18 protein-coding genes are annotated in these 21,201 nt (G+C 68.1%); 4 read left to right on the forward strand and 14 right to left on the reverse strand.

What is annotated here, in order from left to right:
• Positions 1–144 precede the first annotated feature (144 nt).
• Positions 145–534, reverse strand: coding sequence for a HesB/IscA family protein (locus ACTWQD_RS08020; RefSeq protein ID WP_066437830.1), 390 nt, complete (start codon positions 532–534; stop codon positions 145–147).
• A 182-nt stretch (positions 535–716) separates the two neighbouring features.
• Positions 717–2,147: a dipeptidase gene (locus tag ACTWQD_RS08025; RefSeq protein WP_443195628.1), complete on the reverse strand. Its 1,431-nt coding sequence runs from the start codon at positions 2,145–2,147 to the stop codon at positions 717–719.
• A gap of 119 nt (positions 2,148–2,266) precedes the next feature.
• Here ACTWQD_RS08025 and ACTWQD_RS08030 point away from each other — a divergent pair, with 119 nt between their 5' ends.
• Positions 2,267–2,866, forward strand: coding sequence for a DUF3043 domain-containing protein (locus tag ACTWQD_RS08030; protein WP_443195629.1), 600 nt, complete (start codon positions 2,267–2,269; stop codon positions 2,864–2,866).
• A 91-nt stretch (positions 2,867–2,957) separates the two neighbouring features.
• On the opposite strand, the gene ACTWQD_RS08035 is transcribed toward ACTWQD_RS08030, so the two are convergent.
• Positions 2,958–4,031, reverse strand: a complete 1,074-nt coding sequence (locus tag ACTWQD_RS08035; protein ID WP_443195630.1) for a quinone-dependent dihydroorotate dehydrogenase — start codon at positions 4,029–4,031, stop codon at positions 2,958–2,960.
• A 67-nt stretch (positions 4,032–4,098) separates the two neighbouring features.
• On the opposite strand from ACTWQD_RS08035, the gene ACTWQD_RS08040 reads away from it, so the two are divergent.
• Entirely contained in the window at positions 4,099–5,154 is a 1,056-nt protein-coding gene (locus ACTWQD_RS08040; protein ID WP_443195631.1) for an alpha/beta hydrolase, read from the forward strand.
• A gap of 27 nt (positions 5,155–5,181) precedes the next feature.
• Here ACTWQD_RS08040 and ACTWQD_RS08045 read toward each other — a convergent pair whose 3' ends face one another.
• The 3 genes from ACTWQD_RS08045 to leuA form a co-directional block, all read right to left on the reverse strand.
• A complete protein-coding gene (locus ACTWQD_RS08045; RefSeq protein WP_443195632.1) occupies positions 5,182–6,012 on the reverse strand; it encodes an isoprenyl transferase in 831 nt (276 codons plus the stop codon).
• 20 nt (positions 6,013–6,032) lie between these two features.
• Positions 6,033–6,788: a DNA repair protein RecO gene (gene recO / locus ACTWQD_RS08050; RefSeq protein WP_443195633.1), complete on the reverse strand. Its 756-nt coding sequence runs from the start codon at positions 6,786–6,788 to the stop codon at positions 6,033–6,035.
• A gap of 119 nt (positions 6,789–6,907) precedes the next feature.
• Positions 6,908–8,647 (reverse strand): 2-isopropylmalate synthase, encoded by a 1,740-nt coding sequence (gene leuA / locus ACTWQD_RS08055; protein ID WP_443195634.1) that lies wholly within the window; start codon positions 8,645–8,647, stop codon positions 6,908–6,910.
• A 253-nt stretch (positions 8,648–8,900) separates the two neighbouring features.
• Between leuA and ACTWQD_RS08060 the strand changes: the two genes are divergently transcribed.
• Positions 8,901–10,853: a M13 family metallopeptidase gene (locus ACTWQD_RS08060; RefSeq protein WP_443195635.1), complete on the forward strand. Its 1,953-nt coding sequence runs from the start codon at positions 8,901–8,903 to the stop codon at positions 10,851–10,853.
• 82 nt (positions 10,854–10,935) lie between these two features.
• Here the strand turns inward: ACTWQD_RS08060 and ACTWQD_RS08065 are convergent, their stop codons facing one another.
• The 5 genes from ACTWQD_RS08065 to ACTWQD_RS08085 all read right to left on the reverse strand — a co-directional run bounded on the left by ACTWQD_RS08065 (position 10,936) and on the right by ACTWQD_RS08085 (position 16,473).
• Entirely contained in the window at positions 10,936–12,510 is a 1,575-nt protein-coding gene (locus ACTWQD_RS08065; RefSeq protein WP_443195636.1) for an LCP family protein, read from the reverse strand.
• 115 nt (positions 12,511–12,625) lie between these two features.
• A complete protein-coding gene (era, locus tag ACTWQD_RS08070; RefSeq protein WP_443195637.1) occupies positions 12,626–13,603 on the reverse strand; it encodes a GTPase Era in 978 nt (325 codons plus the stop codon).
• A complete protein-coding gene (locus ACTWQD_RS08075) occupies positions 13,587–14,918 on the reverse strand; it encodes a hemolysin family protein (protein ID WP_443195638.1) in 1,332 nt (443 codons plus the stop codon). The genes era and ACTWQD_RS08075 overlap by 17 nt, the downstream gene beginning before the upstream one ends.
• The gene (ybeY, locus tag ACTWQD_RS08080) at positions 14,915–15,388 is read right to left on the reverse strand and encodes an rRNA maturation RNase YbeY (RefSeq protein WP_443195639.1); all 474 of its coding nucleotides are present in this window, start codon (positions 15,386–15,388) and stop codon (positions 14,915–14,917) included. The genes ACTWQD_RS08075 and ybeY overlap by 4 nt, the downstream gene beginning before the upstream one ends.
• Positions 15,385–16,473, reverse strand: a complete 1,089-nt coding sequence (locus ACTWQD_RS08085; RefSeq protein ID WP_443195640.1) for a PhoH family protein — start codon at positions 16,471–16,473, stop codon at positions 15,385–15,387. The genes ybeY and ACTWQD_RS08085 overlap by 4 nt, the downstream gene beginning before the upstream one ends.
• Positions 16,474–16,990: 517 nt before the next feature.
• Between ACTWQD_RS08085 and ACTWQD_RS08090 the strand changes: the two genes are divergently transcribed.
• Positions 16,991–17,872 carry a GerMN domain-containing protein gene (locus ACTWQD_RS08090; RefSeq protein WP_443195877.1) on the forward strand — a complete coding sequence of 294 codons (882 nt, stop codon included), beginning with the start codon at positions 16,991–16,993 and terminating at the stop codon, positions 17,870–17,872.
• Between the two features lie 36 nt (positions 17,873–17,908).
• On the opposite strand, the gene ACTWQD_RS08095 is transcribed toward ACTWQD_RS08090, so the two are convergent.
• The 3 genes from ACTWQD_RS08095 to hrcA all read right to left on the reverse strand — a co-directional run bounded on the left by ACTWQD_RS08095 (position 17,909) and on the right by hrcA (position 20,934).
• On the reverse strand, positions 17,909–18,688 hold the full coding sequence (locus ACTWQD_RS08095; protein WP_443195641.1) for a 16S rRNA (uracil(1498)-N(3))-methyltransferase: 780 nt from the start codon (positions 18,686–18,688) through the stop codon (positions 17,909–17,911).
• A 2-nt stretch (positions 18,689–18,690) separates the two neighbouring features.
• Complete coding sequence (gene dnaJ, locus ACTWQD_RS08100; protein ID WP_443195642.1) at positions 18,691–19,821, reverse strand: molecular chaperone DnaJ; 1,131 nt, start codon at positions 19,819–19,821, stop codon at positions 18,691–18,693.
• A gap of 99 nt (positions 19,822–19,920) precedes the next feature.
• Positions 19,921–20,934 carry a heat-inducible transcriptional repressor HrcA gene (gene hrcA / locus ACTWQD_RS08105; protein ID WP_443195643.1) on the reverse strand — a complete coding sequence of 338 codons (1,014 nt, stop codon included), beginning with the start codon at positions 20,932–20,934 and terminating at the stop codon, positions 19,921–19,923.
• Between the last annotated feature and the right edge of the window lie 267 nt (positions 20,935–21,201).

A 21,201-nucleotide genomic window follows, 5' to 3' on the forward strand; every position in this document is an offset into this window, starting at 1 on the left:
ACACGAAAAGTTTTACTACTCGGTGTAGAGCTTACCGCTCCCCGCGAGTTTTCGCCCACATGTCCGCGCCGTGCGTCGGGACCTTTTTACCGGGTCCGCTCGTTATGGTTCCTGCGGCACTAAGGCCGGGCAGATTGCCCGGCCTTAGTGGAAGGAATCACCGCAGGCGCAGGAGCCGCCGGCATTGGGATTGTCGATGGTGAAGCCCTGCTTGGAGATGGTGTCCTCGAAGTCGATGCTGGCACCGCTGAGGTAGGGCACGCTCATCTTGTCAACCACAACTTCAACGCCGTCGTAGTCGCGGACGGCGTCCCCGTCGAGGAGCCTCTCGTCGAAGTAGAGCTGGTAGATCAGGCCGGAGCAACCGCCGGGCTGCACGGCGACGCGGAGGCGCAAGTCGGTGCGGCCCTCCTGCTCGAGCAGGCTGCGGACCTTGCCGGCTGCGACGTCGGTCAACTGGACCTCGTGCGTGGGCAGTTCCCCGCCCGCCGTGGCGGTGGTGTCGGTGCTGTTTTCATTGGTTGTAGTGCTCATGGCCTACCTTCTAACGACGGTGGTGGCGGCACCGCCGTGGCGGCACCCGCCCCTACTTGTACGGTACGGGCTATAGCTACATGCTACGTCGATCAGACGTGTAGCTCTAACTCCTGACGTAACCCTCCCGGCCTGCCGGATGTTCCCCGGGAAGCCGGGAGGGCGGGGGCCTGCCCCTCCGCTCAGGCCAGGCCTTCCGCGTTGAGCCGGGCCAGCATGAGGGCTTCGGCCACAATGGCGTTCCGGAAGTCGCCGAGGTGGAGGGATTCGTTGGCGCTGTGCGCCCGGGAATCGGGGTCCTCGACGCCGGTGACCAGGATCTGCACGTCCGGGTAGAGCTCGGTCAGGTCCGCGATGAAGGGAATGGAACCGCCGATCCCGGTTTCCACCGCCGGCACGCCCCAGGCTTCACCGAGGGCCCACATCGCGATGCCGGCAGCCGGGGAGGAGGTGTCCGTGAGGAAGGGGTTGCCGCTCTCCCCCGGGGTGAACACCACGTGGGCGCCGAACGGTGCGTTGGCTTCCACATGCCGGCGGACGGCGTCCATGGCGGCGGCCGGATCCTGGCCGGGCGCCAGCCGCAGGCTGAACTTGGCCCGGGCCCGCGGCAGGAGGGTGTTGGAGGCAACCTCCACGGCGGGGGCATCGAACCCGATGATGGACAGGGCCGGTTTGGTCCACATCCGGGAGGCGATGGTGCCGGTGCCGGCGAGCCGGACGCCGTCGAGCACGGAGGCGTCGGCGCGGTATTCCTCCTCGGAGAGGTCAACGGTGGCGTCGTCGCGGCTGACGAGCCCTTCAATGGCAACGTTCCCGTCGTCGTCGTGCAGGGTGGCGATCAGCCGGGCCAGAAGGGTGGGCGCGTCCAGGACGGGGCCGCCGAACATGCCGGAGTGTACGGCGTGGTCCAGGACCTTGACCTCGATGGTGCCGTCCACCAGGCCGCGGAGGCTGGTGGTGAGCGCCGGGATGCCCACCTTCCAGTTGCTGGAGTCGGCCACAACGATCACGTCGGCGCGCAGCAGTTCGCGGTGGGTTTCCAGGAACGTGCGGAACGTCGGCGAGCCCGCTTCCTCTTCGCCTTCGAAGAAGAACGTGACGCCCAGGCCAAGATCGTCGCCCAGGACGCGGGACACTGCGGAGTAGGCGGCGATGTGCGCCAGGATCCCGGCCTTGTCGTCGGCGGCGCCGCGGCCGTAGAGCCGCCCGTCGCGTTCGACGGCGGTGAACGGCTCCGTTTCCCAGAGCGCCAGGTCGCCGGTGGGCTGGACGTCATGGTGGGCATACAGCAGGATGGTCGGCTTGCCTGCCGCGGCGGGGCGGCGCGCGACCACCGCGGGGCCGCCGGGGGTTCCGTCCTCTTTGTCACAGCGAAGGATCTGCACGTCGCCGAACCCACTGGCCTGCACCAGCCGGGCCACGGCGTCGGCGCTGGCATTGAGCGGGGCGGGGTCGAAGCTGGGCCAGGCGATGCCCGGAATGGCGACGAGCTCTTTCAACTGGGCGATCGTTGTGTCGAAGGCTTCGGTGACGGCCTGGCGGAGCGCCTCGGTGTCGACGTCCCGGGTCCGGGCGGCAGCGGTTTGCGGGTTCCCCGCAGGTGTTGGTGTCATGGCCTGAACACTACCCGTGTCGCGGATCACCTCAAACCGCGCAGGGGTGGTCCTGCATCGGGTGGGCTGCACCGTGTGGTCCGGGTCTCGCGCACCCTGCCCCGGGGTATTCTGTAGGGGTGTTTGGACGTAAAAAAGAAGCGCCAACGGCGCAGGACATAGTTGACCAGCAGGCAGCCGGGGCACCAGCCCGGGACTCCGCCGTCGGCAAGGGCGTTCCCACGCCCAAGCGCAGCGCCCAGGAGGCGGCCCGCAAGCGGCCGCTGGTGCCGGAGGACCGCAAGGCTTCCAAGGCCGCAGAGCGTGCAGCCGTCCAGGAGCAGCGGACCAAAATGCGGCAGGCCCTGGACACCGGCGACGAGAAGTTCCTCCCGTTGCGGGACAAAGGTCCCCAGAAGCGCTTCGCCCGCGATTACGTGGACGCCCGCTTCAGCCTCGGCGAGTACCTGATGTTCGGCGCCCTCATCTTCGTGGTGGTCTCCCTGGTGGTTCCGGCGTCCAGCGAGCAGATGGTGTACGTCCTGGGCGGCTTCTGGGTGATGTTCCTGGCCGTCTTCGTCGACGTGTTCATTCTTTCCCGCAAGCTCAGGAAGCGGCTGACCGAAAAGTTCGGCGACGTGGAGCGCGGCACCGTCTGGTACGGCTCCATGCGCTCGCTGCAGTTCCGCCGCCTGCGCCTTCCCAAGCCGCTCGTCAAGCGCGGCGAATACCCCGCCTGATCCCCCGACTCGTACAACAAAGCCCCCGGCAGTCCAGTGGACTGCCGGGGGCTTTGTTGTACGGCCGTACGGACCCGTGCGGGCCGGCGGCTCAGCGCCGGGACGGGTGCTTGGCGAGCAGCCTGTTGATCCGTGCGGCCCAGAACGGACCTTCGTAGAGGAAGGCCGTGTATCCCTGCACCAGGGTGGCGCCGGCGTCGAGCCGCTGCTGCACGTCCTGGGCGGTTTCCACGCCACCCACTGACACGAGGGCCAGCTTCCCCCCGGTCGCCTCCTTCAGCCGGGCCAGTAACTCCAGCGAACGCCGCTTCAGCGGTGCCCCGGAGAGCCCGCCGGCGCCGCAGGCCTCCACCTGCTCCGGGCTTGAGGACAAACCGGTGCGGGCGATGGTGGTGTTGGTGGCGATGATGCCGTCCAGCTTCAGGTCCAGCGCGAGGCGGGCGACGTCGTCGATGTCCTCGTTGCTGAGGTCCGGGGCAATCTTCACCAGCAGCGGGACGTGCCGGCCGGCAGCCGTGTCCGCGGCTTCCCCCACCGCGGTGAGCAGGGGGCGGAGGGTCTCCACGTCCTGCAGCAGCCGCAGCCCGGGTGTGTTCGGGGAGCTGACGTTGACCACCAGGTAGTCGGCGGCGGGGGCCAGGCTGCGGGCACTCACCAGGTAGTCCGCCACCGCGTCCTCGAGCTCCACCACCTTGCTCTTGCCGATATTGACGCCGATGACGGGGCGGACCCCCGGGTTGCGGCGCTGCAGGGCAGCCCGGGCGGACTTCAGCCGGGGCGCCACGGCTGCCGCGCCGTCGTTGTTGAACCCCATGCGGTTGATCACGGCGCGGTCCGCGATCAGGCGGAAAAGCCGCGGGGAGGGATTTCCGGGCTGGGCCTGTCCGGTGATGGTGCCCACCTCCACGTGGCCGAAACCCAGCTCGGCCAGGGCCTCAATGCCGAGGCCCTCCTTGTCGAAGCCCGCAGCGAGGCCGAACGGGGACGGGAACGTGAGACCGAACGCCTGTGTCTGCAAGGACGCCGCAGGGGCCGTGAATTTCTGCAGCAGCCGCCCGGCGCCGCAGCTGTGGACGGCCCTGATGGCCTTGAAACCGATTTTATGGGCGCGTTCGGCGTCCATCCATGAGAAGGCCAGCCGGAAGAAAGTGGGATATACGCGCATGGCTCTAGTTTTCCGGTTCCGGCGGTCCAGACCAAACCCGCCTTCCTGCGGGGGCTAGCATGAAGCCATGACCAGCGACGGATGGGTCCCGGATATCCTCGGCGACGGCTTCGAAGCCTGCACGTTCCCGGCAGCCGGGCCGGACGGCGTCGAACGGACGGCAACACTGGTCCGCCACCTTCCCGGCCCCGCTGCCCCCGGTTCCGCCGGCGAAACTGATGCTCCAGCCGCCCCGGACGCCGACCGGGATGTGCCCGGCGGGCGGCGGCCCAGGGCGGTGCTGTTCCTGCACGGCTGGAGCGACTACTTCTTCAACGTGGAACTCGCCGACTTCTGGACCGGCCGCGGCTTCGCGTTTTACGCCCTGGACATGCACAACCACGGCAGGAGCCTGTCCGCCGGCACCCACGGCGGCTATGTGGCGGACCTGGACGATTACGACGCCGAGATCACCGCGGCGATCGGCATCATCACCGCGCTGCATCCGGCAGCGGAACCCGCCCCGACCGTGGCGCTCATGGGTCATTCCACCGGCGGGCTGATCGCCGCGCTGTGGGCCAACCGCCACCCGGGGCTGGTCTCGCAGCTGATCCTCGACAGCCCGTGGCTGGAAATGCACGGCAGCCCTGCCGTCCGCCGCGCGGCCCGCACCATGGTGGAACCGCTCGCCCGGTTCCGGCCCGAAGCGGTGATCCGCCTTCCCGAACGCTCCTTCTACTGGCGGAGCATCAGCAGTGCCGCCGAGGGCGAATGGACGCTCGATGACACGTACCGCCCGCCCCGGGCGTTCCCCGTCCGTGCCGGCTGGCTCAGTGCGGTCCTCGCGGGCCAGTCGCGGGTGGCGCGCGGACTGCAAATCGAAGTCCCCATCCTGGTGCTGATTTCCGGGGCCAGCGCCAACGGCATGTTCTGGAAGGAATCCATGCGGCGCACGGACGCGGTGCTGGACGTCAACACCATCGCGCTCCGCGCCCTCAGCCTGGGCCGCACCGTCACCCTGGAACGGATCGACGGCGCACTCCATGACGTGTTCCTGTCCGCCCCGCGCGTCCGCGCCGACGCTTATGCCCGGCTGGCGCGCTGGCTCCGCGCGTACGTCCTGGACGACGCCGGCACCGCCTGAGCGCCGGGTACTCCCCCGCTCAGGCCGCTAAACCGTCCCTGGCGCAGCCGGCGCCGCGTCCACGGCACCGCCGTAGCGGCGGTCCCGCTGCGCGTAGATCTCGACGGCGTCCCACAGCGTGCGCCGGTCCACATCCGGCCAGAGCGTGTCCAGGAAAACGAACTCGGCATAGGCCGACTGCCAGAGCATGAAGTTGGAGAGCCGCTGCTCCCCGGAGCTGCGCAGGAAGAGGTCCACGTCCGGGAGGTCGGGTTCGTCCAGGTACTTCTGGATGGTCTTCTCGGTGATGGACCCCGGCTTGAGCCGCCCGGCGGCGACCTCTTCCGCGATGGCGGAGACGGCGTCGGCGATTTCCGCGCGCCCGCCGTAATTAACACACATGTTCAACGTGCAGGTGCTGTTGCCGCGGGTGAAGTCCTCGGCCTCCTCCAGCTCGCGGATCACCGAGCCCCACAGCCTCGGCCGCCGACCGGACCAGCGGATCCGGACGCCCCACTCGTCGAGCTGGTTGCGCTGCCGGCGCAGCACATCCTTGTTAAATCCCATGAGGAAGCGGACCTCCTCGGGCGAGCGGCGCCAGTTCTCGGTGGAGAACGCGTAGACACTCACGTGCTCGATGCCGAGTTCGATCGCACCGGCCATCACGTCCAGCAGCGCCGGCTCCCCGGCTTTGTGGCCTTCGATCCGGGGCAGGCCGCGCTGGTTGGCCCAGCGGCCGTTGCCGTCCATCACGATGGCGACGTGCCGCGGGATGAACTCCGCGGGGATGGCCGGGGGGACGGCTCCGGAGGGGTGGGGGTAGGGGCTCACCACGGGGGTGTTCCGCTGCCGGACCGGATTCTTCTTTCCCAAGGACACAGACTTTCCCAACGCCACAGTTACGTTCGCTCCACATGTTTGAGGGATTTAAGGACACGTTCCAGATGCCACTGCAGGTAGCCCGCCACCAGGCCCGCCGCTTCGCGGCGGTGTATGGGAACGGACGCGTCCGCCGTCGCCCAGTCCCCCGTCAGCAGCGCCCCGAGCAGCAGCACGGTTTCGGCGGCAGGGGCGGGGGAACCGGGCGGGCGGCAGTCGGCGCACACCATGCCGCCGAGCGGCGCCGCGAACGCGGTGTGCGGCCCGGGCAACCCGCACCGGGCGCAGTCGGTAAAGCTCGGCGCCCAGCCGCCGGTGGCAAGGGCACGCAGCAGGTAGGAGTCGAGGATAAGTTCGGGGGTGTGGTCACCGCGGCTCAGCGAGGCCAGCGCGCCGACCAGGAGGTTGTACTGCGCGGTGCCGGCTTCGCCGTCGACGTCGGTCAGCTTTTCCGCCGTCTCCGTCATGGCGGCGGCAACGGTGTAGCGGCCGTAATCCGCGGCGATGGCGCCGCCGTAGGCGCCTTTGGCGACGGCCTGCGTGACGATGTCCAGGGTGCGGCCGGAAATCAGCTGGAGGTCCACCACCATAAAGGGTTCCAGCCGGGCGCCGAAGCGGCTGGACGTCCGCCGGACGCCCTTGGCCACCGCCCGGACCTGGCCGTGATGCTTGGTGAGGATGGTGATGATGCGGTCCGCCTCGCCGAGCTTGTGCGTACGGAGCACGACGCCGTCGTCACGGTACGCGCGGGAAGCAAAGGAAGAGGGTTGGGCCACGGTTAATCTTCGCACTGCATGTCAGGAAACTCCGCTTTTCGGGAAACGCCGCAGTTCAGCGTGCCACCGTCCGGCAGCGCCGCGCCGCCGGAAATCCCGGCGGCGCGGCGCCTGACGGCTTAGGCGCGGGCGTCCCGGATGGCGCGGTTCACGGCCGAAATGACGGCTTTCAGCGAGGACGTGGAGGTGTTGGCGTCAATGCCGACGCCCCACAGCACACGTTCCCCGACGGCACATTCAACGTAGGCGGCCGCGAGGGCGCTGCCGCCTTCGGACAGGGCATGCTCGCTGTAGTCCAGCACCCGGACGTCCACGCCGTCCTCCCGCAGGATGCTCAGCAGCGCTGCGATCGGGCCGTTCCCGGTGCCGGTGCGGTGGACCTGGGTGCCGTCGATCTTGAGCGTGGCGTGCAGGGTCATGGACCCGTCCTCGTCCGTCTCGGTGCTGAACGGGCCGAGGGCGTAACGTCCCCACTGCCGGTCCGCCGCGCCGGAGGGCAGGTACTCGTCCTGGAAGACCTGCCACAGCTGTGCGCCGCTGACTTCGCCGCCCACAGTGTCGGTCTGCTTCTGGATCACGCCGGAGAACTCGATCTGCGCGCGGCGCGGCAGGTCCAGGTTGTGCTCGTTCTTCAGCAGGTACGCGACTCCGCCCTTGCCCGACTGGGAGTTCACCCGGATCACCGCCTCGTAGCTGCGGCCGAGGTCCTTCGGGTCGACCGGCAGGTACGGGACCTGCCAGGGGTAGTCCGCGACGTCCTTGCCGGCCGCGGCTGCGTCCTTCTGCAACGCTTCCAGGCCCTTTTTGATGGCGTCCTGGTGCGAGCCGGAGAAGGCTGTGAAAACGAGGTCCCCGCCGTACGGCGCGCGTTCGGCCACCGGCAGCTGGTTGCAGTACTCCACGGTGCGGCGGACCTCATCGATGTCGGAGAAGTCGATCATCGGGTCGATGCCCTGGACGAACATGTTCAGGCCCAGCGTCACCAGGTCCACGTTGCCGGTCCGCTCGCCGTTGCCGAACAGGCAGCCCTCGATCCGGTCCGCGCCGGCGAGGTAGCCCAGCTCCGCGGCCGCGACGCCGGTGCCCCGGTCGTTGTGCGGGTGCAGGGACAGGATGATGCCCTCCCGCGGGTGCAGGTTACGGCTCATCCACTCGATGGAGTCCGCGTAAACGTTCGGGGTGGCCATCTCCACGGTCGCCGGCAGGTTGATGATGACCTGGCTGTCGGCGGAGGCCTCGAACACGTCGGCGATGGCGTTGCACACGCGGACGGCGTACTCCAGCTCGGTCCCGGTGAAGGATTCCGGCGAGTACTCGTACGTGATGTGGGTGTCCTGGAGGGTCTCTTCGTACTTCTTGCACAGCCGTGCGCCCTGCAGGGCGATGTCCAGGATGCCGTCCTCGTCCTGGTTGAAGACCACGCGGCGCTGCAGGACCGACGTCGAGTTGTAGAGGTGCACGATGGCCTGCTTGGCGCCGACCAGGGACTCGTAGGTCCGCTCGATCAGGTGCTCGCGGGCCTGGGTGAGGACCTGGATGGTGACGTCGTCGGGGATGTGGTTGCCCTCGATCAGCTGCCGGACGAAGTCGAAGTCGGTCTGCGAGGCGGAGGGGAACCCGACCTCGATCTCCTTGTAGCCCATCCGGACCAGCAGCTGGAACATCTTCAGCTTGCGGGCGGGGCTCATGGGGTCGATCAGGGCCTGGTTGCCGTCGCGGAGGTCCACGGCGCACCAGCGGGGGGCCTCGGTGATGACCTTGTCCGGCCAGGTGCGGTCCGGCAGCTCAACCGTGATGAGGTCCTGGAACGGGACGTAGCGGTGGACGGGCATTCCTGAGGGCTTCTGTGCGTTTCGCATTACAATCGGGGCCTTTTCTGTGATTCCTGGTGAAAGGGTGGCCGGGCAACACAAACTCCGCAGCGAGGGTGGGCCTTGCGCTAGATAGCGTCTGAAGCCTCGCCGCGGCAGCTAAGAAGAAGCAGTTCTGCGCGCACCTTTTCACAGTAACACGGGTGCGTAAGATGAAGGAGCCAGACCTCCGTAACGTCCACCATGCAGACCGGCAGTCCCTGATTCAGCGGCAGCCGGGCTGCTTCCCAAAGGAGCATCCGTGCCAATTTCGGGTATCGCCCTGTCCAACATCGACTCCAGTGTGCGGCCGCAGGATGACCTGTACCAGCATGTCAACGGCACCTGGCTCAACAGCACCGACATCCCGGACGACCGGCCCCTGGAGGGGACCTTCACCGCACTGCGGGACGGCGCGGAGCTCGCGGTCAAGGAGATCATCGAGGATGCGGCCGCCCGCGGCGCGGAATCCACTGGAATCGAGCAGAAGATCGGGGACCTGTTCAACAGCTTCATGGACGAGGCCGCGGTGGAGGCCAAAGGGCTGGACCCGATCCGGGGGCGGCTCGCCGAGGTGTTCGCCACGGAGTCGCCCGAAGCCCTCGTGGCGCTGGCCGGGCGGCTGTTCCGCGCCGACGTCGGCGGGCTCTTCTACATCTATCCCGCGCCCGACGCCGGAAACCCGGACCGCGTGCTGCTGTACACCGGCCAGGGCGGACTGGGCCTGCCCGATGAGTCCTACTACCGCGAAGCCAAGTTCGCGCCGGTGGTCCAGGCCTACCGGGACCACGTCCAGGCGATGTTCGCCCTCGCCGGTGTCGCCGCTCCCCGGGAGGCGGCCGCCCGGGTTGTGGAACTGGAGACCGCGCTGGCCTCACACCACTGGGACAAGGTCACCCTGCGCGACCCGCAGAAGACCTACAACCTGAAGTCCGCGGACGAGGCGGCGCAGCTCTTCCCGCTCCTTGCGACCTGGTTCGACGCCGCCGGGATCGAGCCGGAGAAACGCGCCGAGCTGGTGGTCAGCACCCCGGACTTCTTCGCCGGAGCAGCATCACTCCTGGAGTCCCAGCCGCTGTCCGCCTGGCAGGAATGGCTGGCCATGCGGGTCATCAGCGCGGCCGCGCCGTACCTGTCCGCGGCGTTCGTCGACGCGAACTTCGCGTTCTACGGCACCACACTCAGCGGCACCCCGCGCAACAAGGACCGCTGGAAGCGCGGCGTCGCCGTCGTTGAGGCCGCACTGGGCGAGGCCGTGGGCCAGATCTACGTGGCCCGGCACTTCCCCGAGACCCACAAGGCGCGCATGGAGTCGCTGGTCGCGAACCTGATCGAGGCCTACCGCGAATCCATCACCGGCCTCGCCTGGATGGGCGAGGACACCCGGCATGAGGCGCTCAAGAAGCTCGATTCGTTCCGCGCCAAGATCGGCTACCCGGACAAGTGGATCGACTACTCCGCCGTGGAGATCGACCCGTCCGACCTGCTGGGCAACGTGGAGCGCGCCCACAGCGCCGACGTCGACCGGCACCTTGATGAGGTGGGCAAACCGGTGGACCGGGACAAGTGGCTGATGACGCCGCAGACGGTCAATGCCTACTACCACCCGCTGCTCAACGAGATTGTTTTCCCGGCCGCCATCCTGCAGCCGCCCTTCTTCACCGCCGACGCCGACGCCGCCGTCAACTACGGCGGCATCGGCGCCGTGATCGGCCACGAGATCGGCCACGGCTTCGACGACCAGGGCTCCCAGTACGACGGCAGTGGCCTGCTCCGCAACTGGTGGACCGAGGACGACCGCGCCGCGTTCGAAGTGCTGACGTCAAAGCTGGTGGCCCAGTTCGACGCGCTCTCCCCCGCCGCGGCGCCGGGGCACAATGTCAACGGAAAACTGACGCTGGGCGAGAACATCGGCGACCTCGGCGGCCTCACCATCGCGTACAAGGCCTACCTGATCAGCCTTGACGGGCAGGAGCCGCCGGTCCTGGATGGCCTGACCGGCGTGCAGCGGTTCTTCGCCTCCTGGGCGGCCGGCTGGCGGCAGGTCATCCGCAGCGAGGAGGCCATCCGCCGGCTCGCCACGGACCCGCACTCGCCGAACGAGTTCCGGACCAACCAGATCGCCATGAACCTTGACGCGTTCCACGACGCCTTCGGCACGGCGGAGCAGGACGGCATGTGGATGCCGCCGGCCGAGCGGGTCAGCATCTGGTAGCTGGCCCCAGGCAGCTAGAACAGAAGGGCCGGCCCCGGGGAACTCCCCCGGGGCCGGCCCTTCGTTGTTGCCCGTACTGCAGCTACCGGGTGACCAGCGCCGGGTTGGCCTGCTGGCACACCACGTCCCCGGCGGTCTGGTTGACGATGTCGGATGGCAGCTGCACCGGGGCTTCAGCGCCGGGCGTGCCGCCCACCAGGTCGCTGCCCAGGTAGACCTGGACTCCCGCGACGCCGGCGGCCGGGAGCACCTGTGTTGCCGGAATGCCCAGCAGCGCGGCGACATCAGCGGCCACGGCCTCGTAGCCCGCGCCGTAGTACACCGCGGTGGCGGCGACGGGCTGGGCGGCCAGCTGGCCGAGCTGGGTGAAGCCGCCGGTGGTGAGGAGGGCCATGATTTCCTGCGTCCGGGCGGGAACGCCCGAGCCGTTCGCCACCGTGACAGGCTGGAGCGCCTTGTCGTAGGCCGGGGCGGTTTCGCTGGGTGTCGGCTCGGCGGTGGGGCTGGCATCCGGGGACTCCGACGGGCTGGGCGGTGCCGTGGGGTCGGTGAGGTCGATATCCTTGCGCATCGCCTCAAACAGCTGGGAGGCGGCAGGCTCGGCGACCTGCAGGCGGTTGGGGTCAATGTCCGCCGGGACCGTCGGCACCGCCACGAAGGCGATTTTGCCGACGTCGATGTCCTTCAGCCGGTTGCCGACCGTCACCAGGGTGGGGATGGACGCGAGCCCCTCGTCGATGGTCAGGTTCTTGGTGACGACGTCGGCGATCTCCAGCATCTTGCCGGGGTTGGACAGCGTTCCGTCGGCCTTGATCTTTCGGGCCAGGGCGGACAGGAACCCCTGCTGGGCCTTGATCCGGCCGAGGTCGCCGCCGTCGGCGAAGGCGTGCCGGGTACGCAGGAACGCCAGCGCCTGCTCACCCTGGACCGAGGAGGTTCCCTTGGGCAGGCGCAGCCTCGAATCCGGGTCGTAGACGGCGTCGCTGATGCAAACTTCCACGCCGCCCACGGTGTTGGAAAGTTCCTTGACGGCGTTGAAGTCGGCCATCATAAAATGGTCGATCTCCAGGCCGGTGAGTTTGTTGACCGTGTCCACGGCGCATCCGATGCCCGCCTCGGACATGGCAGCGTTGATCATCACGTTGGACTGTGCCGGGAATTCGTTCTTGGTTTCCTGGTCGACGCACTTGGGCGTGTCCACCAGGAGGTCGCGGGGGAAGCTCACCACGTTGACCCGCTTGTTGTCCGCAGAGATGTCCATCAGCATCATGACGTCGGAGTGGCCGTAGCCCGTGGCGTCGTCGGAGGTTCCGTACTTTGCGTTCTTGCCGTCCCGCGTGTCGGACCCGAGGATCAGGATCTGCATCCGGTCCCGCGAATTGTCCAGGGCACCCTCTGTCTTGTCGCTCCCGGCGCTGAGGGCGGCCTTGCTGATGTTGCCCTGCAGCCGGAACACCCAGTAGGCGCCGAACGCCAGGACGCCGACCAGCAGGATGGCGACGGCGGCGGTCCCGATTTTGAGCCAGCCGGGCATGCCGCGGGTGAGGCCGAGATGCCGCGCGGGGCCGACGTCGGGATCGTCCGTGTGCCGGGCAGCAGAACCTGGCCGAACCGGGGATCCGGTTCCGCCTCCACGGTCTTCACGGGGTCGGGACACAGGTGAGCCTTCTTTCACAAACGGGGTTCGTCTATTTTAGGGCCGAAATCTGGGAATTCCCCGATGGCGGGCTCCGCGGGGGCGGCGCGCGCCGCAGCCCCGTCCGGTTTTCCGGTCAGAAACCGAGTTTGACGAGCTGCTTCGGGTCGCGCTGCCAGTCCTTGGCGACCTTCACGTGCAGGTCCAGGTAGATGCGGGCACCCAGCAGCGCCTCGATCGCCTTGCGTGCGGTGGTGCCGACCTCGCGGAGCCTGGCGCCGCCCTTGCCGATGATGATGGCCTTCTGCGACGGGCGCTCGACGTACAGGTTGACCCGGACATCCAGGAACGGGCGGTCCTCGGGACGGTCCTCCCGCGGAACGATCTCCTCGACGACGACGGCCAGGGAGTGCGGCAGTTCGTCGCGGACGCCTTCGAGGGCCGCCTCGCGGATGAGTTCGGCGATCATCACGGCTTCCGGCTCGTCGGTCAGGTGGCCGTCCGGGTAAAGCGGCGGCGACGCCGGCATGTGGCTGATCAGCACGTCGGCCACCGTTCCGACCTGGAACCCGTCCGTGGCGGAGACGGGAACGATGTCCTTCCAGCCGTCCTCGCCGAGGACCTCACGGCCCAGGGCCGCGACGGCCAGCAGCTGCTCGGTGAGCGCCTGGCGGTCCACGGTGTCGGCTTTGGTGACGATCGCGATGACCGGCTTGTTGCCGAGGGCGGCGAGCTGGGCGGCGATGAACTTGTCCCCCGGGCCGATCTTCTCGTTGGCCGGCAGGCAGAATCCGATCGCGTCGACCTCGGCCAGGGTGTCCGCGACCAGTTCGTTGAGGCGCTTCCCCAGCAGGGTGCGCGGGCGGTGCAGGCCCGGCGTGTCCACGAGGATCAGCTGCGCGTCCTCCCGGTGGACGATGCCGCGGATGGTGTGCCGGGTGGTCTGCGGCTTCGCCGAGGTGATGGCGACCTTTTGTCCCACGAGGGCGTTGGTGAGGGTGGACTTGCCTGCGTTGGGCCGGCCCACCAGCACCGCGAACCCGGCGCGGTAGCCGTCCTGCGCTGCGCCGCCGCCGGACTTGTTCTGGCCGTCGGACTTATTCTGCTTGCTCACGTGAGACTCCCTGCTGGATTGGTGCGGCCTCGTCGAGAAGGTCTTCAAGGTCAGTTTCTTCTTTTGGTGCGGCGGCCGCAATGACGTGGCTGACACGGTTCCGCCGGCCCTCAAGCCGGTCGGCCCGGAGCGTCAGCCCGTGGACCTCGACGGTGCTGCCGACGATCGGCACCCGTCCCAGCGCCTTGGCGAGCAGGCCGCCCACGGTGTCCACTTCGTCGTCGTCGAGCTCCAGGTTGAAGAGCTCGCCCAGGTCGTCAATGCTCATCCGTGCGCTGACCCGGTAGCTGCCGTCGCCCAGCGCCACGGCCTCGGCGCTTTCGGTGTCATATTCGTCGACGATCTCGCCGACGAGTTCCTCGATGAGGTCCTCGAGGGTGACCAGCCCGGCCGTGCCGCCATACTCGTCGATCACAATGGCGACGTGCGTGGATTCCTTCTGCAGCTCGCGCAGCAGGTCGCTGACCGGCTTCGAGTCCGGGACGTACCGGACCTCGCGGGCCAGTTCGTCCACCAGCGGGGGCTCCTCGCCGGGGGCGAGGTTGTGGATGACCGCGGCCACATCCTTGAGGTAGACGATGCCCAGGACCTGGTCCGTGTTCTCGCCGATCACCGGAATCCGGGAATACCCGGAGCGCAGGAACAGCGACATTGCCCGGTGCAGGCTGGAACCGGAGTCGATGCTGAGGATGTCGGTCCGCGGCACCATCACGGAGCGCACCAGGGTGTCGCCGAAGTCGAACACGGACTGGATCAGCTCAGCCTCGTTGTCCTCGATCACATCGGATTCCGTGGCGCGGTCCACCAGTTCCCGGAACTCCTCCTCGCTGAAGAAGGCTTCGTTGTCCGCGGGGGCACCGGGGGCTACGGCGCTGCCCAGGGTGACCAGCCAGCCCGGAATCGGCCCCAGCACCCAGCACAGCCAGCGGATCAGCGGCGCGCTGAAGCGGACCAGGCCGGCCGAGTGCACCCGGCCGAACTGCCGCGGGGAGACACCGACAATCACGAAGCCCAGCAGCGCCATCACACCCGTGGCGATCAGCCCCGAGAGCCAGACGTTGTCCAGCAGGCTGGTCAGCAGCACGGTCACCGCCACCGCCGAGGCCATATCGAACCAGATGCGCCAGAACCGGAGGGCGCGCATGTGCGCCACGGGCTGCGCCATGATGCGCTTCAGTGCCGTGCCGCGGCTCTGCAGGATCGCAGCCTCGGCGTCGTGCCGGGAAAGATAGTTGAAAGCCGATTCAGCTGCGGTGAGGAACGCGGCGAACCCCAGGAACACCAGCGCCATGCCGGCGAGGATCAGTGGCGTCACTGAATCGTCTCTGACGGGGCGTCTTTGCCGGTGAAGGCGGAGAGCAGTTCACGCTGGAGTCCGAACATCTCCTCCTTCTCCTCCGGTTCGGCGTGGTCGAATCCGAGGAGGTGCAGGATGCCGTGGGTGGTCAGCAGCAGCATCTCGTCCTGGGTGGAGTGGCCCGCGTTCAACGCCTGGACCTCCGCCACCTGGGGGCAGATGGCGATGTCGCCGAGCATCCCCTGGGGTGTGGGCTTGTCCGGCGTACCGGGGGTCAGCTCATCCATGGGCACGGACAGCACGTCAGTGGAGCCCGGCTCGTCCATCAGTTCGATGTGCAGTTTCTCCATGGCCGGTTCGTCCACGAGCAGGATGGAGAGCTCAGCCTGCGGGTGGATGAAGAGGCGCTCGAATATGAACCGGGACAGCTGCACCAGCTGGGCCTCGTCAACGGTCACGCCGGATTCGTTGTTGACCTCGATGCTCATGCCTGTTCCCCCCGCTTGTCGCGGGCCACCGAATGCTTGACCCTGTTCCGCTGGATCTCGTCCCAGACGCTGTAGGCGTTGACGATGTCGCCCACCAGGCGGTGGCGGACGACGTCGGACGCGTCCAGGACGGTGAAGTTGACGTCCTCGATGTCCTGCAGGATCTCCTCGACGATCCGCAGCCCGGACCGGGTTCCGAAGGGCAGGTCCACCTGCGTGACGTCCCCGGTGACCACCATCTTGGAGCCGAAGCCCAGGCGGGTGAGGAACATCTTCATCTGTTCCGGCGTGGTGTTCTGCGCCTCGTCCAGGATGATGAACGCGTCGTTGAGCGTGCGTCCGCGCATGTAGGCCAGCGGCGCCACCTCAATGGTGCCGGCCGCGATCAGCCGCGGGATGGATTCCGGGTCCATCATTTCGTGCAGGGCGTCGTAGAGCGGCCGCAGGTACGGGTCGATCTTGTCGCTGAGGGTGCCCGGCAGGAACCCGAGCCGCTCCCCCGCCTCGACGGCGGGACGCGTCAGGATGATGCGGGTGACTTCCTTCTGCTGCAGCGCCTGCACGGCCTTGGCCATCGCCAGGTACGTCTTGCCGGTACCGGCCGGGCCGATGCCGAAGATCACCGTGTTGGCGTCGATCGCGTCCACGTAATTCTTCTGGTTCAGCGTCTTCGGCCGGATGGTCTTGCCCCGGCTCGACAGGATGTTGTGCGTGAGCACCTCCACCGGGTTCTGCAGCGACTGGGTGCGGAGCATCGAGACGAGCTGCTGCAGGACGGCGGGCGTGATGACCGTGCCCCGGGCCACGAGGCCGCGGACCTCGGTGAGCAGGCGCATAATGCGCGGAACGTCCGCGGCGGGCCCGCTGATCGCGAGCTCATTGCCGCGGACATGGAAGTCGACGGCCGGGTACTGGGACTCAATGAAGCGCAGGGCCTCGTCATGGCTGCCGAGGGACTGGACCATCTGATCGGAACTGTCGAACAGGACTACCTCCGTCCGCAGCCCTGGGAGGGAGTGGGGAAATTCCCCTGCGGAGCGCTCTCCGGCGCTGATCCGGGCCTTGCCGTTCGCTGCTTCAGTCATGGTGATGGCCCGCGGGCCTCTGGTCCCCTCCAGTCGGAAATGGTCTGCCCCCTGATCCGGCCCGGCGGTCAGCTGAAGTCTCAACTAACTGCCGCCTCAATTAACTGCTGTCTGAATTAACTGCGGTGCCTGACTCCGGTTCCGGGTGTCAGCGGGTCCTCCTATCTTACGCCAGCAGCGGCTCCCCATGCCGCCGGCCGCGGGGTCCGCCGGCCCGCGGGCACGCACCGTTCCCGGTTTTAGGTATCAACTTCGTATCGGCCTCATATCGTTACCGTTGCATTTCCGGCCGTGCGGCCTAAACCCCGGTTCTGCGCCAAAGGCGTGTGCCATGCTGGAAATCGGCCACCCCCGGCAGTTCCGGCGGGCGGCACCAAAGATCCCAGGCACCGGGCGCGATACCGGGCGCACGACCACCGGCAGCAACACCGAGCAGACAAGGGCAGCGGCGATCAGGAAACGCGGAAACGGGCAGACAGCAGCAGGCAGGCGCGTAGGTCCGCGCTTGCTTCTTCTGATGCTGCCCGCGGCGCTGGCCCTGTCCGGGTGCGTGGCAACCCCCCAGCCCGGCGCCACCAACGCCAGCACCCCCTCGCAGGTGATGTCCGCGCAGGCGTCGGCGGCCACCACCAGCGCGCCGCTGGAAACCACCCAGGCATCCAACAAGGCCCCGGTCTACTGGATCGGCCGGAGCAATGAGGACACGTTCCTTTACCGCGAGTTCCGCGACGTCCCCGAGGAGGAGAATCCGGTAACACGGGCGCTGCGGGTCATGATGTCGCAGAAGCCGCTGGACCCGGACTTCTTCACGCCGTGGCAGAACCCGAAGAAACTCGCGACGTCCATCTCCGGCAAGAACGTTATTACGGTGGACATGTCCGCCGATGCCTTCAACAGCAACGTCGATCCCGCCATGGCGGAGCGGGCCGTCCAGCAGTTGGTGTACACCGCGACGGCGGCCGCCGCCAGCGCCGGACTGATCGATTCCGGGCAGCAGATCCAGGTGGTGGTCCTTGTGGACGGCCACACCGACTACGTTGCTTTCAACCATGTCCGGCTCGGCGCTCCGACCGCGCGGACCGCCGGAATGGTGGCCCCGGTCTGGATCATCGATCCCCAGGAGGGGACCTCGGTGGACGACGGCGCCGTCAAGATCTCGGGCCGCAGCATCGACCCCGGCGGAGAGCTCCGCTGGGAGATCCTGCGGATCGACGGCAGCATCACCACCACCTACCTGAACGGGACGGTCACGGCGTCGTCCGGGACCGGCGAACCGGGTGCCTTCAGCCTCTCGGTCAACCTCGGGCCCGGGAACTACGAGGTCCGGGTGTCGCAGGTTGAAGAAGGAAACCCGGACAAGGACTTGAACGTCGACACGCGCGGATTCACGGTCAAGTAGGCGCCCCCGCCGGAGGTGGCACCGGCCGGCTCCGGGCTACCAGCGGCCCAGGATGTCGCTGGCGAGGACGGTGGCAGCGGGCCCTGCGGTGGACGACCGCAGTACGTGGTGTCCCAGCAGGGCCGTGACAGCGCCGGCGTCGCAGAGCCGGGTGACTTCCCGGGGGCTGATGCCGCCCTCCGGTCCCACAATCAGCAGGATTTCGCATGCGTCAGCGGCCCCTCCGGCAGCGGAATCCGCCGCCTGCCAAGCCTCCAGCACGTGGCGCAGCGGACGCACCGCGTCCTCGTGGAGGATGACGGCCAGGTCAGCGGCGGCCACTGCGGCCTGCAGCCCGGCGGTGTCGACGGCGGAACGTACCTCAGGGATCCACGCACGGCGCGCCTGTTTGGCCGCCGCCGTGACGATTGACTGCCACTTGGCGTGGGCTTTCGCCGCCCGCTCCGCCTTCCAGCGGACGATGGAGCGTTCCGCCTGCCACGGTACTACGGCGTCGATTCCCAGTTCGGTGGCGGTCTCCGCCGCGAGCTCGTCCCGGTCACCCTTCGCGAGGGCCTGCACCAGGACCAGCCGGACCGGCGGCCGGGGCTCGTCGGAAAGTTCAGCGCACGTCACCGTCAGCTGGTTCGGGCCGACGGCCGCGACGGCGCCGGTCAGGCGTTTTCCGGCGCCGTCGGCGATGTCCACGGACTCACCCACGGTGAGCCGTTTCACCGTGACGGCGTGCCGCGCCTCGGCCCCGTCCAGGATGAACTCGGAACCGGGCGCCAGCCCGTCCAGGGTGCCGGGGGCCGTGAAGAAAACGGGGTTGCTCACCGCTACAGGTTACCGAGGCGGTCCCGGAGCTTCGCGAAGACACCGCCGCTCGCCGCGAGCTTTCCCTCGGTGAACTGCTCGCCGCGCAGCTTCGCGAGCTGGCGCAGCAGGTCCTCCTGGGCGGCGTCGAGCTTGCCGGGGGTATCAACCTGCAGGTGGACCTTGAGGTCCCCCCGGCCGTAGCCGCGCAGGTGGGTGACGCCGAGCCCGCGGAGGGTGATGACCTCACCGGACTGCGTGCCGGCCTTGACGTCGATCTCCTGCTGGCCGTCAAAGGTGTCCAGCGTGAGCTCGGTGCCCAGGGCGGCGGCCGTCATGGGGATGTTGAGGCTGGCGTGCAGGTCGTCGCCGTCGCGCACGTAGGTGGCGTCGTTGTTGACGCGGATCTCCACGTACAGATCGCCGGCGGGTCCGCCGGCAGGACCGGCCTCGCCCTGGCCGGAGAGCTGGATGCGGGTGCCGGTGGCGACGCCGGCGGGAACCTTGACCGTCAGGGAGCGCCGGCTGCGGATCCGGCCCTGGCCGGCGCATTCGTTGCAGGGGTCCTTGATAACGGTGCCAAAGCCCTCGCAAGAGCCGCAGGGCGCCGTGGTCATGACCTGGCCGAGGATGGAGCGGACGGCGCGCTGCACCTGACCGCTGCCGCCGCAGATGTCGCAGCGCTCCGGGTGGCTGCCTTCCCGGCAGCATGAGCCCTCGCAGGTGGGGCAGGTGACGGCCGTGTCGACTTCGATTTTCTTGTTGACGCCGAACACGGCGTCGCGGAGGTCGATCCGGACGCTGATCAGGGCGTCCTGGCCGCGGCGGACCCGGGAGGCCGGACCGGCCTGGCCGCCGCCGGCGCCGAAGAAGGTCTCGAAGATGTCCTGGAACGCGAAGCCCTGGCCGGAGTAGCTTCCGCCGCCAAACCCGTTCTCGGTGCCGTTCTCGTTGCCGGTGGTGTCATAGATCCGGCGCTTCTGCGGATCGGACAGCACCTCGTAGGCGTGCGTCACGGCCTTGAACCGCTCCGATGCGTCATCCCCGGGGTTCACGTCGGGGTGGAGGGTCCGCGCCAGCTTGCGGTAGGCCTTCTTGATTTCTTCACCCGTAGCTTCGCGGGAGACTCCAAGAACGTCGTAGTGGCTGCTCAAAGTGTGTATCTCTTCCTGGTTGTACTGCCGGTTAGGGGCAAGCGGTAAGGGGCAAGAAGCCTGGTTGGTGCCCGGCGGTCCGGGTGTGGGCGTTGTCCGTCAGGGTCCGAGGATCCGTGACAGGTAGCGGGCCACCGCCCGGACGGCGGCCATGGTGGTGGGATAGTCCATCCGGGTGGGGCCGAGCACGCCGACCTTGGCGGTCGCGTCCGGCCCGTAGCCGGTGGCCACCACCGAGGCCTCCGCGAGTCCGTCGTACGGGTTCTCCCGGCCGATGCTGACCGTGACGCCGCGCGGGTCCGCGGCCATGTCGCTCAGCAGGCGCAGCATGACCACCTGCTCCTCGAGGGCCTCCAACACCGGGCCGATGCTCAGCGGGAAGTCCACATTGGAGCGGGCCAGGTTGGCTGTGCCGGCCATGACCATGCGCTCCTCGCGGCTGCTCGTGGCCAGGGCCTCCAGGCCGCGGGCCAGCGCCTGGGCGACGCTGCGCCGTGCGGGCGGGCAGCTGGCAACCACTGCCTGCAGCGACTGCGGCAGGATGTTCAGCGGGGTGCCGGAGAGGGAGCCGAGGAACCGTGTGCGGAGTTCGGCGAGGGCGTCGTCGGGGAGGTCCTGGCCGACGTCGATGACCCGCTGTTCCACCTTGCCGGTGTCCGCGATCAGCACCGCGAGCACCTTGCGGGGTGCCAGCAGGACGAATTCGATGTGCCGTACCTTGGCCCTGCTGAGGTGCGGGTACTGCACGACGGCGACCTGGTTGGTCAGCTGCGCGAGCAGCCGGACGGTCCGGTCCAGGACGTCATCGAGGTCATCGGAGCCCTCCAGCAGCGCCTGGATGGCGCGGCGTTCCGCCGGCGAAAGGGGCTTGACCGCCGAAATCTGGTCGACGAAGAGCCGGTAACCCTTGTCCGTGGGGATGCGCCCGGCACTGGTGTGCGGCGCCGTGATCAGCCCCTCGTCCTCCAGGGCGGCCATGTCATTGCGGATCGTGGCACTGGACACGCCCAAGTGGTGCCGCTCGACGAGGGCTTTGGAGCCGACGGGTTCCCGTGAATGGACATAGTCCTCCACGATGGCGCGCAGCACTTCGAGTTTGCGTGGTTCGCTCACGTTCCACCTCCAATCGACGGTCCGGCGTCCGGCGCCGCCGTTCACCGGCCGCACCGCACACTGCGCTGGCACAAGGCATGTTCAACAGGAGCTGTGTTCAATAACCACAACGTCCAACAAGCGCTGTGGTTAGCACTCGACATGCCTAAGTGCTAACCAGTCTAATATGAGTCGCCGCGTTGTTAGCATTGGATTCGCTCCGGGCGTTCTTCCCGGGGCTGGTGTTTTCGGGCACAGCCCGCCGTCAAAGACCAAGCGCAAAGCAGT

Origin of the sequence: Pseudarthrobacter sp. 1C304 (assembly GCF_052245515.1) — a bacterium.
Taxonomy (GTDB): Bacteria; Actinomycetota; Actinomycetes; order Actinomycetales; family Micrococcaceae; genus Arthrobacter.